This is a genomic window from Mycoplasmoides fastidiosum (assembly GCF_024498275.1).
In the GTDB taxonomy this organism is placed as follows: Bacteria; Bacillota_I; Bacilli_A; order Mycoplasmatales; family Mycoplasmoidaceae; genus Mycoplasma_N; species Mycoplasma_N fastidiosum.
This window is the reverse complement of record NZ_CP101809.1, coordinates 905,979-924,448: the sequence shown is the minus strand read 5'-3', so window position 1 is coordinate 924,448 and position 18,470 is coordinate 905,979. Positions and strand designations below refer to the sequence as shown.

7 protein-coding genes and 1 pseudogene are annotated in these 18,470 nt (G+C 33.4%); 3 read left to right on the top strand and 5 right to left on the bottom strand.

Annotation, left to right across the window (positions count from 1 at the left end):
- Window positions 1-208: 208 nt before the first annotated feature.
- From rpoB to NPA10_RS03230, 3 genes and pseudogenes are all read left to right on the top strand, one after another.
- Window positions 209-4,339 (top strand): annotated as a pseudogene (rpoB, locus tag NPA10_RS03240) (DNA-directed RNA polymerase subunit beta); the annotation flags it as partial.
- Window positions 4,340-4,604: 265 nt separating this feature from the next.
- Window positions 4,605-8,525, top strand: coding sequence for a DNA-directed RNA polymerase subunit beta' (gene rpoC / locus NPA10_RS03235; protein ID WP_256547874.1), 3,921 nt, complete (start codon window positions 4,605-4,607; stop codon window positions 8,523-8,525).
- Window positions 8,526-8,679: 154 nt separating this feature from the next.
- Window positions 8,680-9,492 (top strand): alpha/beta fold hydrolase, encoded by an 813-nt coding sequence (locus NPA10_RS03230; protein WP_256547273.1) that lies wholly within the window; start codon window positions 8,680-8,682, stop codon window positions 9,490-9,492.
- Between the two features lie 75 nt (window positions 9,493-9,567).
- Here NPA10_RS03230 and NPA10_RS03225 read toward each other — a convergent pair whose 3' ends face one another.
- From NPA10_RS03225 to NPA10_RS03205, 5 genes are all read right to left on the bottom strand, one after another.
- The gene (locus NPA10_RS03225) at window positions 9,568-10,959 is read right to left on the bottom strand and encodes a dihydrolipoyl dehydrogenase family protein (protein ID WP_256547272.1); all 1,392 of its coding nucleotides are present in this window, start codon (window positions 10,957-10,959) and stop codon (window positions 9,568-9,570) included.
- Between the two features lie 185 nt (window positions 10,960-11,144).
- Window positions 11,145-12,932: an SGNH/GDSL hydrolase family protein gene (locus NPA10_RS03220; protein ID WP_256547873.1), complete on the bottom strand. Its 1,788-nt coding sequence runs from the start codon at window positions 12,930-12,932 to the stop codon at window positions 11,145-11,147.
- Between the two features lie 41 nt (window positions 12,933-12,973).
- Entirely contained in the window at window positions 12,974-13,318 is a 345-nt protein-coding gene (locus NPA10_RS03215) for a hypothetical protein (RefSeq protein ID WP_256547271.1), read from the bottom strand.
- A 331-nt stretch (window positions 13,319-13,649) separates the two neighbouring features.
- Window positions 13,650-15,821: an SGNH/GDSL hydrolase family protein gene (locus NPA10_RS03210; RefSeq protein ID WP_256547270.1), complete on the bottom strand. Its 2,172-nt coding sequence runs from the start codon at window positions 15,819-15,821 to the stop codon at window positions 13,650-13,652.
- Between the two features lie 302 nt (window positions 15,822-16,123).
- A complete protein-coding gene (locus tag NPA10_RS03205; protein ID WP_256547269.1) occupies window positions 16,124-18,292 on the bottom strand; it encodes an SGNH/GDSL hydrolase family protein in 2,169 nt (722 codons plus the stop codon).
- Between the last annotated feature and the right edge of the window lie 178 nt (window positions 18,293-18,470).

Below are 18,470 nucleotides of genomic sequence, written 5' to 3'. Positions count from 1 at the left end.
ATCACTAATTAAATTCCTGTTTTTATCCACTTTGACATTAATCAAATAAAGCTTAGTTAATTATGACTAATTTATTTGATTAATTTTTTGTGATGCAGTAGTTAGCAACCCAAAATTTTTATGCGGTTTGCTTTCAAGTAACAAAACTGATTTGTGAAACTGTTAACAATTTTAGCAACAGGATAACTGTGAAGAAAGTAATGTAAATATGAATAACCAAAAACCCTTTTTTATTGACGAGATTAGTAATTTAGTTAGTCGTCGTAACTACTCTAAAATTCCCCACTCGCAAAAACCCCCAAGTTTAGTCGGAATTCAATCCCAATCCTACCGGGATTTCATTAATGTTGAACTAAAACGTTTAATTCAAAACAACTTTCCGATTGTTTCTAATTCTGAAAACCTAGAATTACACTTCAACAAAATTGTGTTGCGCAAACCCGAAATTACTGAGTTTGATGCGTGAGAGCAATCTAAAACATATCAGGCTTCGCTGTATGTGCAACTAAGCTTGTTAAACAAAGAAACCGGTGAAGTAAAAATTTTAGGTTCCAAAAAGAATAAAAACAGTGAAAACCTAATTTTCTTCGGGGACATTCCGTTAATGACCGAAAAAGGAACTTTCATTGTTAACGGGATTGAAAAATTTGTGATCTCCCAAATTGTGCGGGCTCCAGGGGCGTACATGTTAACTAAATCCCAACTAAAACTATCAAACTCCCGCAAAAAAATTCAGGAAGGAACAATTTGTGAATTGCTGCCTTTAAAAGGAGCGTTAATCTTATTTTATATTCCTGAAGGACACCGTCAGATTCGGGTGTTAGCGCGAAGTAATAGCGGTGAAAGTGCGGCCCAGTTTTCTTCTTCCACGCTTTTAAAAGGTTTAGGTTTAACTGAACAGCAATTTTTAGCCGTTTTTGAAAATAATGATTTTGCCACTGAAACTTTGAGTGGGGAATCTTTTAATGCAACTGAAATCCTAAATGACCCTGACATCCAAGAAATCTTAGCTGAAATTTCTCAAACTCCTGATTTAAACGAGTTATTAAAAGAACACGAAAACCGTTTAGATTTACGCTTATACGAATTGTTAGTAAAATTTCACAATCGCTTTGGCGATACTTACAACCAAATTCGCAACCAGTTGTTACAACGTTCAGTTGAAGACAGTAAATACTCAGTTTTACAAAGTGATTTACGCCGGTTTTTCACTAATGCTAACAGCATTTTAGAACTAATTTGTATTGAACGCGCTGCTAAACACATCATTACCCAAATTAATATTTCCTACAAAATTGCTAAAACCGCAACAACTTCTTACCAAGAATTGTTGTGAAACTACTTCTTTGAAAAACGGATGTATGACATGGGTAAAGTTGGTCGGTACAAACTTAATCGTAAACTGCGAATTTCTGAACGATTATACCGTCAAATTTTAGCCCAAGACATTAAAGACATTGATGGTAAAATTGTTTTTCCTAAAGGGACTTTAATGTTGAAAGATGAAATCCAAAAATTCAAAAAACTGTCTTATGAACACAAATTAGACATCATTGAATCTTTCAAACTAAACCACTTACCTAAAAAATTCAAAAACCGAGATTTATACCGCGAAGTTAGTTTTGAAAAAATTCGCATTTTTGAAAATCAAGAAGAAAACAGTCCGATCTTAACTTTAATCGGAGTGCCTGATTATACTTCTAGTGATTCGATCTCATTTGCAGATTTATTATCCGTTTTTTCTTATTTATCCCACATTGATAAAGAGATTGGTAGTTTTGATGATATCGATCATTTAGGTAATAAACGGATGCGTCTAATTTCTGAATTATTATGCAACCGCATCCAAATTGCCTTATTACGAATTGAAAAATTCATTCGGGAAAAAATGGCCGCATCTGAAGTTAAGATGAAAAATATTTCGTTGAAAAACGAGGGTAATACCGAACAAATTAGTGTTAAATCTTTAATTAACACTAAACCGTTCCAAATCATTATTAAAGAATTTTTTAATTCCCACCAATTAACCCAGTTCATTGACCAACAAAACCCGTTATCTGAATTAACTAACAAACGCCGAATTTCTGCAATGGGACCAGGGGGAATTAACCGTGATGACCCGAACCTAGATATTCGGGACGTTCACTATTCGAACTACGGCCGAATTTGTCCAATTGAAACCCCAGAGGGAATGAATATTGGGCTGATCATGTCACTGGCAACTTATTCACAAATTGATGAATTAGGGTTTATTACTTCACCATATTACAAAGTACGTAACGGGGTGATTACGGATGAAATTCACTGACTAACTGCTTTACGCGAAGATGAGTATGTGATTACTGAAGCTATTAGCCCCCGGGATAAAAAGAACAAATTATTATCTCCAGTTAACGCACGTTATCGTTCGTTTATTGAATCTTTTGAAGCTAAAGATGTTGATTATATTGATGTTAACCCTTGTCAAGTAGTTTCCATTTCCACTGCATCCATTCCCTTCTTAGAAAACGATGATGCGAACCGGGCCCTGATGGGAGCGAACATGCAACGTCAAGCAACTCCTTTACTGCGTCCTTATGCACCAATTGTGGGGACTGGGTTAGAATACCCAATTGCCCGGGATTCAGGTATGGCTTTAGTGGCTGAAGAAGATGGAATTGTAGTCGCAGCCGATGGGGAAAGTCTGTCAGTGCGTTATGAAAATTTAGGGGTGAACCGCTGTCACCATTTGGTGAAATTCAAACGTTCTAACCAAGATACTTCTAACACCCAAACCCCAATTGTACGAGCGGGTGAAGCAATTCAAAAAGGTCAAGTTTTAGCCGATGGTCCCGCGATGCAAAACGGGGAATTAGCGTTAGGACAAAACGTGTTAGTGGCGTTTACCACTTGAAGTGGCTATAACTATGAAGATGCGATCGTGCTTTCTTCCCGGTTAGTTCAAGATGATTTATTCACTTCGATTCACATTGATGAACACACCATTGAATGTTTGCGAACCAAAAACGGGGATGAAGAAATTACCCGCCAAATTCCTAATATTTCTGATGATGCAAAACGTTATTTGGATGAAGATGGGGTAATTATTGTTGGGGCTGAAGTTTATGAAGGCGATATTTTAGTTGGAAAAACTTCACCTAAAGCCCAAGTTGAACAAAGTTCAGAAGAAAAATTATTACAAGCAATCTTCTCTGAAAAAGTTAAACAAGTGAAAGATTCTTCTTTAAAAGTACCCCATGGTGGTGAAGGTGTAGTGGCTGCGGTAAAACGGTTCTCTGTGCAATCAGGGAATGAACTGAACGACGATGTGATTGAAATCATTAAAGTCTTTGTTGCCCAAAAACGTAAAATCCAAATGGGGGACAAAATGGCTGGACGACATGGTAACAAAGGGATTGTTTCCCGCATTGTGCCTATGGAAGATATGCCCCACTTAGAAGATGGCACTCCAGTTGATATTCTGTTAAATCCACTAGGTGTACCAAGCCGGATGAACATTGGCCAAGTTTTAGAGATGCACTTGGGCTTAGCCGGTCGAAAACTAGTGTTACGCGAATTAATTAAAGCTTATTTTAACAACACTCCAACAACCCAAATAGGTCAAATGTTCGGGTTACGCGAAACTAATGTTGTCAACTTGTTAAAAAACTTCAAAGAACACATTGATGAAATTAACATTAACACAGAGAAACAAGCTTTAGAAAAATTGAGTGATGTTAATCTAACCATGATTCTGAAGCAGACTGGTTTGTTAACTGAAGATTTAATTTACAAAATTTCTACCCCGGTTTTCTCAGGGGTAAACCACACTGATTTAATTGAAATTATGAAAGAAGCTGGTTTAGACCCAACCATTAACAAAGGGAAGTTTGATTTGTATGATGGCCGAACCGGAGAGAAATTTGAACGCCCAATTTCAGTCGGTATTAGTTACATGTTAAAACTAGACCACATGGTTGATGATAAGATTCACGCTCGTTCAGTGGGACCATATTCCAAAATTACCCAACAACCATTAGGGGGAAAATCCCAAAATGGTGGCCAACGGTTTGGGGAAATGGAAGTATGAGCTTTAGAAGCTTATGGAGCAGCTTATAACTTACGTGAATTATTGACCGTGAAATCCGATGATGTCCAAGCCCGCAATGCGGTTTATTCTGCGATTATTAAGGGGCGTAAACTACCCCAACCATTACTGCCAGAATCCTTTAAATTGCTAGTGAAAAAATTAGAAGGTTTATGTTTCCGGATTAACATCCAGTATGGTCAAAATAGCAAGCTAATGAATTCTTATGAATTTTTAGATGCCAAAACCGAAGAAAACCAAATCTATAAAAATACCAAAACCGAAGCAATTGTTGATGGGATTGATGAAGTAAACAGTTTCTCAGAAAACGAAATCTATCGCCATGAGGAATTAGAACTAGAAGAAGTGCCATTAGATGAGTTAGAAGATGATGAAGCATTATTGTTTGATACAGAAACTGAAGACGACGACGACGCTGATAACAACAACCATTTAATCGACGAATCTGTCGAAGAAGAAAATTAATTGTGACCAATAAGCAAGATATAAAGCAGGTTTTATGTTAAATAAAGAAGAAATGCAAAACCGTTTAGACCAGTTGCAAAAAGAAGAAGCAGCTTTAAACCAGGAAGATTCTCGCATTCACGCGATTCAAATTGGGTTAGCTTCTGCAGAGATGATTCGGTCTTGATCCCGGGGAGAAATTACTAAACCCGAAACAATTAACTACAAATCCTTAAAACCCGAACGGGGCGGATTATTTGATGAAGTGATTTTTGGTCCCACCAAAGACTATGAATGTGCTTGTGGAAAATATAAAAAAGTCCGTTATCGCGGGAAAAAATGTGAACGTTGTGGGGTTGAAATTACTGAATCAATTGTACGGCGGGAACGAATGGGTCATATTAATTTAGCTTGTCCAGTTACCCACACTTGGATGATTAAGGAATTACCGTTACCATCTAAAATTTCATTAGTCTTAGGGATGACTTATAAGCAAATTGAAGAAGTTGTTTACTTCCAAAACCACATTGTGCTTGATCCGGGTCACATTAGTTTTGAAAACGAAAAAAATAATTTCAGTTTAAACGAAGTTTTAAACTTAGCCGACTTCAAACAATCCATGCCAACTCGGGCGAAAATTCGTCGGTTAATTAAACAAATTTGCACCAACATTTTAGCAGCCAATAACAATAATGAAGATCATAGTGATTACATGCAAGGAATGTTATTTTACAAAAACTTGCAACAATCCAATCTGCCGTTTAGTGTCGAACAAATGTTTAAGTTTTTATACAAACATTCTGGTTTACGTGTGGGCATTGGGGCTGAAGCGATTGAAGAATTATTACGCAACATCAATTTAATCAAAGTTGAAAAAGAACTAGAAGAGCAACTGTTAAAAGACGATTACATTAACTACACCGATAATAAAACTAAAACTTTATTACGACGGTTATCAGTGATCCGCTGGTTAATTAACTCAGGTAATAAACCCGAGTGAATGGTTCTACGCGCTATTCCAGTGATTCCCCCAGATTTACGCCCGATCATCCAGCTAGAAGGAGGGCGGTTCACAACAAGTGATATTAACACCTTCTACCGGCGAATTATCATTCGTAACCAGCGTTTAAAACGGGTGTTGGCTTTAAATGCGGCATCAGTTATTATTAACAATGAAAAACGGATGTTACAAGAAGCAGTTGACTCCTTAATTGATAATAATGCGCGGAAAAAACCATTAGTAACTAAAGACAAACACCCGTTAAAATCTTTAACCGAACACCTAAAGGGTAAACAAGGGTTATTCCGTCAAAACCTGTTAGGAAAACGGGTTGACTATTCCGCACGAAGCGTAATTGTGGGTGGACCAGAACTGAAAATGTATGAAGTGGGTCTACCAATTTTAATTGTTTTAAAATTGTTTAAACCGTTCATCATTCGCGAACTAATTCGTAATGTTGATGAAAACGGCAACGACATTAAACCAATTGTTAATTCCATTCGAGCTGCTGAGAAAATGATCTTGCGTCAAGACCAAGAAATTTGACCAATTGTTCACCGGGTAATTAAAGAACGTCCTGTTTTATTAAACCGCGCCCCAACTTTACACCGGTTAGGCATTCAGGCGTTTGAACCCCGGTTAATTGAAGGAAAAGCGATTCAGTTACACCCGTTAGTTACCCCAGCGTTTAATGCTGACTTTGACGGGGACCAAATGGCGGTGCACATGCCAATCTCTGAAGAAGCGATTGCTGAAGCCCGCAGTATTTTATTGGCACCATGACACATTTTAGGGCCCAAAGATGGTAAACCCGTGATCACTCCAACCCAGGACATGATCTTAGGAATTTATTATTTAACAGGTGAATCCAAAGAAGCTTTAGGAACAGGATCATTCTTTGCTACGATTGATGAAGCTGTAGCCGCATACGAAATGCGCCGCATTCATTTACACGCCATCATTGCCATTCCGACTGCAGAAATGCCTAATAAAAGCTTCCCCCACCAGGGAATTTTAATTACCACGGTTGGGAAACTAATTTTAAACCGGGTGCTACCTGATGGATTTGTTTATTTAAACCAAACCCTACCCAACGCGATTGATTCAACCGACATTGTCACCACGGGGGGGAATATTCAAAAAGCGATCCAAACCAAACAAATTCAACCCGCTTTTAACAAAAATGCGTTATCCCGGTTGATCTCTGCAATTTACAACCAGTATCCATCTAAAACAATTCCAGTCGTTTTAGACCACATTAAAAACTTAGGGTTTGAATATTCCACCAAATCATCAACCACAGTTTCCGCGTTTGATGTGCCTTATTACCAAGAAAAATACGCGTTATTTGAAAAAGCGGATGAAGAAGTAGCTAAACAAAAATACTACTATTCCAAAGGGTTATTAACTAATGACGAACGCTACCGAGCAACCATTAAAATCTGGAACGATGTTAAAGATGAAGTGTCTAAAGGGATTCGTCAGGTGATGAATTCCCAAACTCAAAAAGATAACCCAATTATGGTGATGGCCGAATCTGGAGCACGGGGGAACGTATCCAACTTTACCCAGTTATCCGGGATGCGGGGGTTAATGAACAAATCCTATAACTATAACCAAAAAACCAAATCCGCAGTTACCCACGATATTATTGAAGTACCGATTAAACACTCCTTCATTGAAGGACTAACCGTGCTTGAATATTTCAACTCCTCTTATGGGGCACGAAAAGGGATGACTGATGTGGCGATGAAAACCGCTGAAACCGGGTATATGACTCGCAAACTGGTTGATGCTACCCAAGAAGTCATTGTGCGTGAACACGATTGTGGAACCCGTAAGGGTTTAATTCTAGAAGACATCATTGACACCCGGTTGGCTTCACCAATTGAAATGTTAGAAGAACGAATGTTACACCGTTTTTCTAATAATGATGTTTATGATCCGAAAACTAAAGAATTAATTGTAGCGCGTAACCAAATCATTGATGAAACCGTGGCCGCTAAAATTGTTAAAGCCGGTTATAATACGGTTGAAGTTCGCTCCATTTTAGCGTGTCAGCTAAAACAGGGAATTTGCCAAATGTGTTTTGGGAATGATTTAACTACGCGTGAACCAATTGCGATCGGCACTGCCATCGGGGTTATTGCGGCCCAATCAGTTGGTGAACCAGGGACCCAGCTAACCATGCGGACCTTCCACTCTGGAGGGGTTTCGGGCGAAGCTAACATTGTGCAGGGGTTTGAACGCTTGAAGCAATTGTTTAACATGATTGCGCCTAAAGAATGAGAAACTGCAGTAATTTCGCAATTAAACGGGGTAGTTGAATCAATCGAAAACAAAACTTGAGAAGGTTCAAAAATTTCACAAGTTTATATTACAATCCGTAACAAAATTGATTACCGGGTGTATATTGTCAATATTAACGCGTCATTACGGGTAAAAGTCGGCCAAGAAATTAAGGTCGGTGACAAAATCACTGAAGGTTCAATCGATGTAAAAGAACTACTGAAAATTGCGGGAATTGATGCGGTGCGGAATTACATGATTAAAGAAGTACAAAAAGTTTACCGGTTGCAAGGGATTGAAATTGCTGACAAATATGTCGAAGTGATTATCCGCCAGTTAACTTCTAAAGTTCAAATTCAATCACCAAATGATTCTTCATGATTCATTCATGAAATTGTTGATGTTAACTTATTCCGTGAAGAATGTACCCGTTTACTCTTAAATGGGAAAAATCCCCCAACCGCGATTAACATCGTGTTTGGCCTAGAACAAGCCCCAGCCAATACCAATTCCTTTTTATCAGCGGCATCATTCCAAGATACCAAAAAAATTCTGACCGATGCTGCAGTTAAGGGGCAAATTGATTACTTACATTCGCTAAAAGAAAATGTGATCATGGGGAATTTAATTCCCGCTGGAACTGGGTTAAAAACGCCTCAAGAAGTGATCAAACGCGCCAAAGAATTGGGCAAATTTGATTATTAAGCAACTGCTGTAAAACTAAAAAAACTTGGGTCCTTACCCAAGTTTTTTTCTTGTCAACATTCTGACTAACCGATGTCAACCCCAATTCAAAAGATAAAGGTTTATAATTAAAAATAGTTTTTACAAACGCATTTACACTGAAAGTTATTGAAATATGAATTTTTTTGAATACAACCACTTAGTTGTGGAATACTTCGAAAAAAAAGTGACTAATCCGAAGGGAACCATTTTTTATTTACCTGGGTTTTCTTCGAGTTATTTAGCCCACCAAAAAGTAGAACAAGCGATCACTGATTATGATTATTATTCAGTTTCTTATCCGGGACATGGTCGGACAATTGCGCATAAATCAACTGATTTTAACATCCATTTTTATGTGGAAATCGTGTTGAAATTCATTGAAATGAAGCAATTGCACAACTTAATTTTTGTGGGACATTCCATGGGTGGGGCAATTGCGGCTTTGATTTATCGGAAACGACCTGATTTATTTGTCAAAATGTTTTTAATTGGTCCAGTGAACAAAACGATTCAAACTACCATTCCAGAACTGTACCCGATCTTTTTCCCGGATAATTTTGAAGACTGGTTAAAAAAAGCTAAACCCTTTTTTCATCGTTTAGGCGACTATTTACAAGACGGGATTTTTGTGAAAAACACCCAATCATGAATTCAGCTAATTAACAGTTGTACGGTTTATGGTTTGGGTTATCGGACTTTAGGACCAAGTTTATTATTGGATAGTAATTTAGCGCTGGTTGAAGAAGGGATTAAAGCGGTTGAAGTCCCGTTTTGAATGGTTTATGGTCAGTTTGATCGGGTGGTTAATACACCCAAAATTGCCCAGTATTACCAAACCACCAATCCTAGTTGTCACACAATTGAATTAGCTAATTGTGGCCATTCCCCGTGAATTGATGATTATCAATTATATTTACAAACCCTAAAAGATTTTTTAGCAAGCTAGAACTAGCTGACTCCCCCACAACAAAAAACAACCATCAAGTTTGATGGTTGTTTTTTATGTTTATGAAATCTACTTCTATTTTTGAAGGTTGTATTTAGCAATTAATTTTTTCGCAACTGTGCCATAAACTTCACAAGTAGTTGGGTGGGCATACAAAATTTCAGCTAGAGCAAACACGGTTTGGTTGGTGTGCATTGCTAAAGTGGCTAAAGCAATTAATTCATTAGCGTTTTCAGCAACAATGGTTACTCCTAAAATTTGGTTGGTATCCGGATCAACTTGCATTTTAATGAATCCTGGTAATTGTTCATCAGTAATGGTGCGTAATAATAAATCAGTATCCACTCGTAATGCTACATATTTTTTGTTTTGTTGTTTTAATTGCTCTTCGTTTAAACCAATTGCTGCAATTTCGGGCTTACCAAAACAAGCTACGGGAATTAAATTGGTTAGGGTTTGGGTTGGTTCGCCGCGAATGTTATCAACAATGATCCGACTAGTTTCATAGGCCACATAAGAATTTTGGACGGTATTAACCACATCACCAGAAGCATACACGTGTGGCAATGAAGTTTGGTAACGTTCATTAATTTCTAATTGTCCGTTTGGGCGACGTTTTAGGTTTAGTTTTTCAAAACCGTAGAAATTAGCTTCCCGCCCAATTCCCACTAACACTTTTTCACCACCCGCAAAATGTCGGTTACCATCACTGTCTTCGTATTGAACACCATATTCACTAGCATCAATAATTTTGACCCCAGTTTTAATGATCATTTGGTTTTTCATACTTAAATAGCGTACCATGTAGTCAGAAACTTCAGGATCGTATTGGGGTAAAATGCGGGGACTAGCATCCAAAATAGTAATGACAGTGCCAAAAGCAGCGTAAACAAAAGCCATTTCCATGGAGACAATTCCCCCACCAATAATGACCATGGTTTTTGGTACTTCTTTCAGTTCTAAAACTTCATCACTAGAAATAATGTTACCCCGGGCATAACCTTCAGCAAATCCAGGTAAATTTAGTTGTCGTGGTTTGGCTCCAGTGGATAGAACTAAGTGTTTGAATTCAATAATTTCATCATTAACTTTCAAATGGTGTTCATCAATTGCTTCTGCATAACCAATGTAGGTTTCAGCTTTACCTTGATTAATTAAATCAATAACGTGGGGCTCTAATAAAACCCGTTTAGCTTGACGACGGGCTTGAATTTTGTCCCAGTCAAAACTAGTACAACAAACATCAATTGCTTGGTTTTCAGCGTGTTTAGCAGCTTCATAAACTTTAGCAGAAGCGATTAAAGTTTTAGAAGGAGAACAACCCCGTCCTAAACAAGTGCCACCATAATTATGAGCATCTAAAACCAAAGTTTTATAGCCGTATGAGCCGCTTAAACGACCCGCAACATGACCACCAGGTCCAGCGCCAATGACTACAACGTCATAGCTTTTAGTAGGTTTATTCATGAGAGATAATCCTTAATTTTTGCAATTAATAACCAAAATAAAATTGCTTTATTTAAGTTATTATTTAGATAATAATTTCTATGCTTTAATTTTAAACTTATTAAATTTTTAATGGGAAGAAATTCGTTAAAAAAAGCAACCTTTTGAGGTTGCTTTTTGCTTTATTTAACATGTCTAATATGACATTATTTAGTACTTGTTTGAGCAGGTTTGTTTAGTTCATCGATGTAATGGGATAATTTATTGGGAATATCAACAAGGGCATTGCCTGAAGTCACTAAAAATAATGTTAATAATTCTTTGGCAAAATTTTGGGTAGCTACTTCAAAATTGGATTTTGATAACAATCCATCAAGATTTTTGTGATCAATATGTAATAAACTCTTCACAATATCACCTAGGGTTTCTAGTTTAGGTAAAAATTGTTTGATTAAATTTACAACAATAATATTTAAATCACCATTTGGTTCAATCAGTGGTTTAATTATTTCAACTTGATCTTTAATAAAATCTTGTTTAGCTAAATTTAGCAACTGAGTAAGAATACTTAAATAACTTATAGGATTAACAGCAGCAAATACAGCTTGTAAAGTTGTTTCTAAAACTGTTTGAGTAAAATCTTGATTTGTTAAAGTGTCTAATTTCTTCACAAGGTTATTGAGAAATGTATTTAAAAACGATCGATCTTCTAATAAATAATTTAGTAAATGCACAAAATTAGATTTGTTTTCATAGGCTGTGATCATGAATCTATCTAATTCAGGAGTAGCAGCAACAGTTGTGAATACTAATGATCTTAAAACACTGTAAAGATTGCCATTACCATTGGAACTAGCTAAGTTATTTAAGAAAAATCTTAATGGATAAGATCAACTTTCTAATTTGGCAATTTTTTCTAAACTTGCATTTGTATCGTTGGGTAAATTGTCTTCTAAAACTAAAGGTTTATCGTTAGTTCCAACATATTTTTCAACTAATTTTGTAAAAGTATTTTCAGGTCCAAATTTTAAAAATTGGCGGAAAGTACCTAAATCCTGAGTCAGATATTGTTCATTCATGGCCCAAAAAGGATTTAATTTTTGCAATTCACTAGTTGAATTTTCTGGATCTTTAGATTCAGTTTTAGATTGATCTAAACTTAATTTTAAAAATAATTCTAGCCCAATTTGTTTTTGACCGTATTTAGTTGGATGAATATCAAATAAATTATGAGCCAATTCTTTTTTATATTTATTTCAAAAAGTTGAATTAAAAACACTTATAAAATTGACTTTATCTTTATTAGTTAAATTTTCATAAGTATTATGCGGAATTCGATTCACAATATCAAATAAGGATCCTAAAAGATCAGTTACTTCAACATCTTTAGTTTGCAATAATTTAGTTAATTCTCCATTAATTAAACTAGTTAAACGTAATAATGGTTGAGGATAGTTAACCAAAATAATGGTTGCTTGAGAATTAATTGTTTTTAATTTATTAATTAATTTGACATAACTAGCTGTAATGGTTTGAACAACTGATCTGATTTTCTGGCTTAAAGTTTGGTAATCAGTTTTAGTAAATAGTTCCGCAAAATTAAATTTATTAAAAAAATCATTTGCTGATAACGAAATAGTAATTAGGTTTGCGGCTTTAATTTTTTCTAATGATTTAGTAAAACCACTTTGTTTAAAAGCATCTGCACCTTGACCAAAATATTCGTCAAAACGGCTTAGATAAGGATTTTGATTTTTTTGATTATCTTTTTTTAAAGAATCAAATAAGTTAAACCGATTATCTGGATGATAACTAGAATCATTTTCACCTAATAAGTATAGTCAATCATCAATTGTAGAACCACTCAGTCCTAAATTATGATAACTATCAATTAAGTCTGGTTGAGTTTGTTGAATGTAATTAGCAAAATAAGAAGGATAGCTCCAACCTGTAATTTGCTTAGTATCGGAATTAAATTGGCCACTAGTATCAATTCCAGCTAAGTCACCATTGTAACCAGCTGTAACTGAATCACCTAAAGCAACATAACGGATGTGATGATTATCATTTTTTTCAACATCATTTTTATGTTGAGAATCAGGTTTTGGCTGAGTAGGTTTGGTAGTCCCAGATTCAGCCGGGGGGGGGTAATCTTAGATGATTTATTAGATGGTTTTCCACCATCCATTTGGGGAAAAGTTTTGGATGATGCATTAGCATCACTATTTACACCGGATGATCCTTGTTCAGAATGATTGTTTGAATTCTCTGGTTGAGAGGTTAACACATTTGAACAAGCTGACAAGATAAGAGCAGAAATAGAGCTAATGCTGAAAATTCCAAATGAAAATTTAGATTTAAATTTCAGCTTTTTAATCATTTACACAATAAAGTCCTTAGTTCAATTTATTAGGTCTTAACAAGATCATTTGTCCTATCAAAACTTAATTTTGTTATTATACTATAAAAATATTACCTAGTTTTTTTAGTTCTTGATTGAACTTAAACAACTAATAAACAATCATTAAAATTTTTAATGAATAATCTGAAAATGAAATGTAAATTATTAGATTTTGAAAATAATAAGATTCTTTTTTTAAACCAAAATGTGTAAAAATTTTAAGATTCAAAATTTAATCATTGATCAAAGATATATAAAAAGCAACCTTATAACAGGTTGCTTTTTATTTATTGTTTATATGTTTTGTTAATTAATTTGAAGGAGAAGATTTAGAAGGGCTATTTAATTCATCAATATAACTAGCTAATTTTGCAGTGATTTGAGATAATTTACTAGAACCTGCTAGAAATATTGTCAGTAATTCATGAGCAAATTTTTGTGTAGTTGCTTCGAAATTAGATTTCTCAACCAATCCATTAAGATTTTTATTTCCAATTCCTAATAAGGATTTAACTAAAGAATTTAAAGTTGCAATTTTTGGCAAAAATTGTTTTGCTAAATTAACAACAATAGTATTTAAGTCTCCATTTGGTTTTATTAATTCTTGAATTTTTTCCAATTGATTTTTTATAAAATCTTGAGTTGACAAGTCTAATAATTTAGTGATTATAGACAAATAATTTAGCGGATTGATAGCACTAAAAGTGGTTTGCAAAGTCTGTTCTAAAACAGCTTTATCAAAATTTTGATTTTCTAAACTATCTAATTTTTTAACAAGACCATTTAAAGTGTTACTTAAAAATGATCCGTCTTCTAATAAGTAATTCAACATGTGGACAAAATTAGATTTTCCAGCATAAACTGTTGTCATAAATTGATCTAATTTATCAGTTTTTGTTGCTATCGGAAATAATAAAGATTTTAAAACATTATAAAGATTAGCATTATCATTAGAATTTGCTAAATTATTTAAGAAAAATCTTAATGGGGAAGATCAATTTTCTTTTTTTCCAATTTTGCTTAAATCCAAATTAGTGTCGTTAGGTAAATTATCTTTTAAGGTTAGTGGGTCTGATAAGGTACCCGCATACTGACTAACTAATTTACTAAAATTTTTTTCAGAATCAAATTTCAAGAACTGGCGGAAAGTACCTAAATCCTGAATTAGATATTGCTCATCCATAGCTCAAAATGGATTTAATTTTTTTAGTTCACCAGTCGGATTTTCTTCATCGTGTGATTTAATTTGGGTCTGATCTAAACTTAGTTTTAAAAATAATTCTAAGCCAATTTGTTTTTGACCATATTTAGTCGGGTGAATATCAAATAAATTGTGAGTTAATTCTTTTGAGTGTTGTTTTCAAAAAGTTGGATTAAAAACACTTACAAAGTTTACTTTATTCTTATTAGTTAGTTTGGTATAAACACCACGAGGAATTTGATTAATAGAGTCAAAGAAAAACTCTAAATAATTATTAGTTTTCAAACCTTGATTTTTAAAAGTTTTAGCAAGTTCTTGATTAATTAAATGTGTTAATCGTAATAATGGCTGAGGATAATTAACCAAAACAATGGTTGCTTGGGGGTTGAGAGATTGTAATTTATTGACTAATTTAATGTAATTAGTTTCAATTTCTTCAACAACTAAATTGATTTGTTGACCCAATTGGGTTAAATTAGTTTTGCCAAACAAATTAGCAAAATTAAATTTATTAAAAAAATCATTTGCTGACAACGCAATAGTAATTAGGTTTGCTGCTTTAATTTTCTTTAAAGATTCAGTAAAACCTTTTTGTTTAAATGCATCTACACCTTGACCAAAATAAGTATCAAATCTATTTTGGTAAGGATTTTCATATTTCTTATTTTCTTCTTTTAGAGAGTTAAATAAATTAAACCGGTTTTCTGGACGATAACCACTGACAGTATCACCCAATAAATACAATCAATCATCAATTGTAGAGCCACTTAAGCCTAAATTATGATAACTACCAATTAAACCTGGTTGAGTTTGTTCAATATAACTGGCAAAATAAGAAGGATAGCTTCAACCCGTAATGTTTCTTGCGGTTGTATCAAAATCACCACTGGTATCAATTCCAGCTAAATCACCATTATAACCAGCCGTAATTGAATCACCTAAAGCAACATAACGAATCCGGTGCTGATCGTTTTCGTCTACAGAATCTTTAGATTTTGATTCAGCAGAGTTAGTGGGTTTACTAGTTTCAGATCCCGTAGAAGAAGGAATGACTCTTGATGAATTTACAGAAGATTGATTATCATCAATATTAGGAAAAATTCTGGGTGATGCATTAGTATCACTATTTGTGTTGGATGGTTCTTGTTCAGAATGATTATTTGAGATTCGGGGCGGAATGCTCAAAATATCTGAACAGGCAGATAAAACAAAAGCTGAAATGGAGCTAATACTAAAAATGCTAAACAAAAATTTAGATTTAAATTTCAGTTTTTTAATCATTTAAACAATAAGATCCTTAATTTAATTTATTAAGTTTTGATAAACATTTTTATCATGCCTTAATTGCGATATTATACTATAAATATAAAATATGGTTTTTTAGTTCTTATTTCTACTTAAAAGACTAATGTGGAAGAATTAAAAACATTTAACAAATAATCAAAATAAACTTAAAATTATGTATGTTTAACAACATGCTGATTTTATTTCTAAAAAAATTCATCATTGATAAAAATGTACATAAAAAATGCAACCTTTTAGGGTTGCATTTTTTATGTATTACTACATGTTTTAAGATGGAATTAATTAGCAGAAGATTTAGAAGTGCCATTTAATTCATCAATGTAACTAGCTAATTTTGCAGTGATTTGAGTTAGTCCACCAGGACCTACTAAAAATATTGTTAACAAATCTTTAGCAAAATTTTTGGTAATGGTTTCAAAATTAGGTTTGCTTATTAAATCTTTAAGGTTCTTGCTTTGAATTCCTAATACTATTTTGACAATAGAATTTAAACTTTCAAGTTTAGGTAAAAATTGTTTCAATAAATTTAGAACAATAGTATTTAAATCTCCATCTGGCTTAATTAATTCTTGAATTTTTCCCAACTGTTTTTTTATAAAATCTTGGGTTGATAAATTTAAGAATTGAGTAAGTATGCTTACATAATTAATTGGATTAATGGTGCTAAAAACTGTTTGAAAAGTTTGTTCTAAAATGGCTTTATCAAAATCTTGATTTTCTAAACTATCCAATTTTTTAACTAAATCATTTAAAGTTTTGTTTAAAAATGATCCGTCTTCTAATAGATAATTCAATATATGAATAAAATTAGATTTTCCTTCATATATTGTTGTCATGAATTCATCTAATTTATTAGTGTTTGTGGCTGTTGGAAATAATAAAGATTTTAAAACACTATAAAGGTTGCCATTGCCATTAGAATTTGCTAAATTATTTAAGAAAAATCTTAATGGAGAAGATCAATTTTCTTTCTTTCCAATGTTTTCTAAGTCTGTATTTGTGTCATTAGATAAATTATCGGTCAAAACTAAAGGTTTATCTTTAGTACCAACATATTTTTCAACCAATGTTGCAAAACTAGTTTCAGACCCAAATTTTAAAAATTGATGAAAAGTACCTAAATCTTGAGTTAGATATTGTTCATCCATAGCTCAAAATGGATTTAATTTTTTTAGTTCACTAGTTAGATTTTCTTTATCGTGTGATTCAATTTGAGTTTGATTCAAACTTAGTTTTAAAAATAATTCTAAGCCAATTTGTTTTTGACCATATTTGGTTGGATGAATATCAAATAAATTGTGAGTTAATTCTTTTGAGTGTTGTTTTCAAAAAGTCGGATTAAAAACACTTACAAAATTCACTTTATTTTTATTAGTTAGTTTGGTATAAACACCACGAGGAATTTGATTAATAGAATCAAAGAAAAATTCTAAATAATTATTAGTTTTTAAACTTTGACCTTTAAAAATTTTGGCAAGTTCTTGATTAATTAAATGTGTTAATCGTAATAATGGCTGAGGATAATTAACCAAAACAATGGTTGCTTGAGGATTAATGGATTGTAATTTCTTGACCAATTTAATGTAATTAGTTTGAATCTCTTCAACAACTAAATTGATTTGTTGGTTCAGTTGGGTTAAATTAATTTTTCCAAATAAATTAGCAAAATTAAATTTATTGAAAAAATCATTTGCTGATAGTGTAATAGTAATTAGGTTTGCTGCTCTAATCTTCTTTAAAGATTCAGTAAATCCTTTTTGTTTAAATGCGTCTGCACCTTGACCAAAATAGGTATCAAATCTATTTTGATAAGGATTTTCATACTTCTTATTGTCTTCTTTTAGAGAATTAAATAAATTAAATCGGTTTTCTGGATGATAACCACTGACAGTATCGCCTAATAAATACAATCAATCATCAATTGTAGAACCACTTAAACCTAAATTATGATAACTACCAATTAAACCTGGTTGAGTTTGTTCAATATAACTAGCAAAATAAGAGGGGTAACTTCAACCTGTAATATTTTTTGCGGTTGTATCAAAATCGCCACTGGTATCAATTCCGGCTAAGTCACCATTATAACCAGCTGTAATTGAATCACCTAAGGCAACATAGCGAATACGCTGTTGATCGTTTTCATCTACAGAATCTTTAGATTTTGATTCAGCAGAGTTATTAGGTTTGCTAGTCCCAGATCCAGTAGAAGAAGGGATGACTCTTGATGAATTTGTAGAAGATTGATTGCCATCAATGTTAGGAAAAGTTCTTGGTGATGCATTAGCATCACTATTTGTATTGGATGATTCTTGTCCAGAATGATTATTTGAGATTCGGGGTGGAATGCTCAAAATATCTGAACAAGCAGATAAAACAAAAGCAGAAATAGAGCTAATACTGAAAATGCTAAATAAAAATTTAGATTTAAATTTCAGTTTTTTAATCATTTAAACAATAAAATCCTTAATTTAATTTATTAAGTTTTGATAAATAATTTTTATCATAACTTAATTGCGATATTATACTATAAAAATAAAATATGGTTTTCTAGTTCTTATTTGTACTTAAAAAATCAATGTGGAAGGATTAGAAGCCTTTAACAAATAATTAAAAATAAAATTAGAA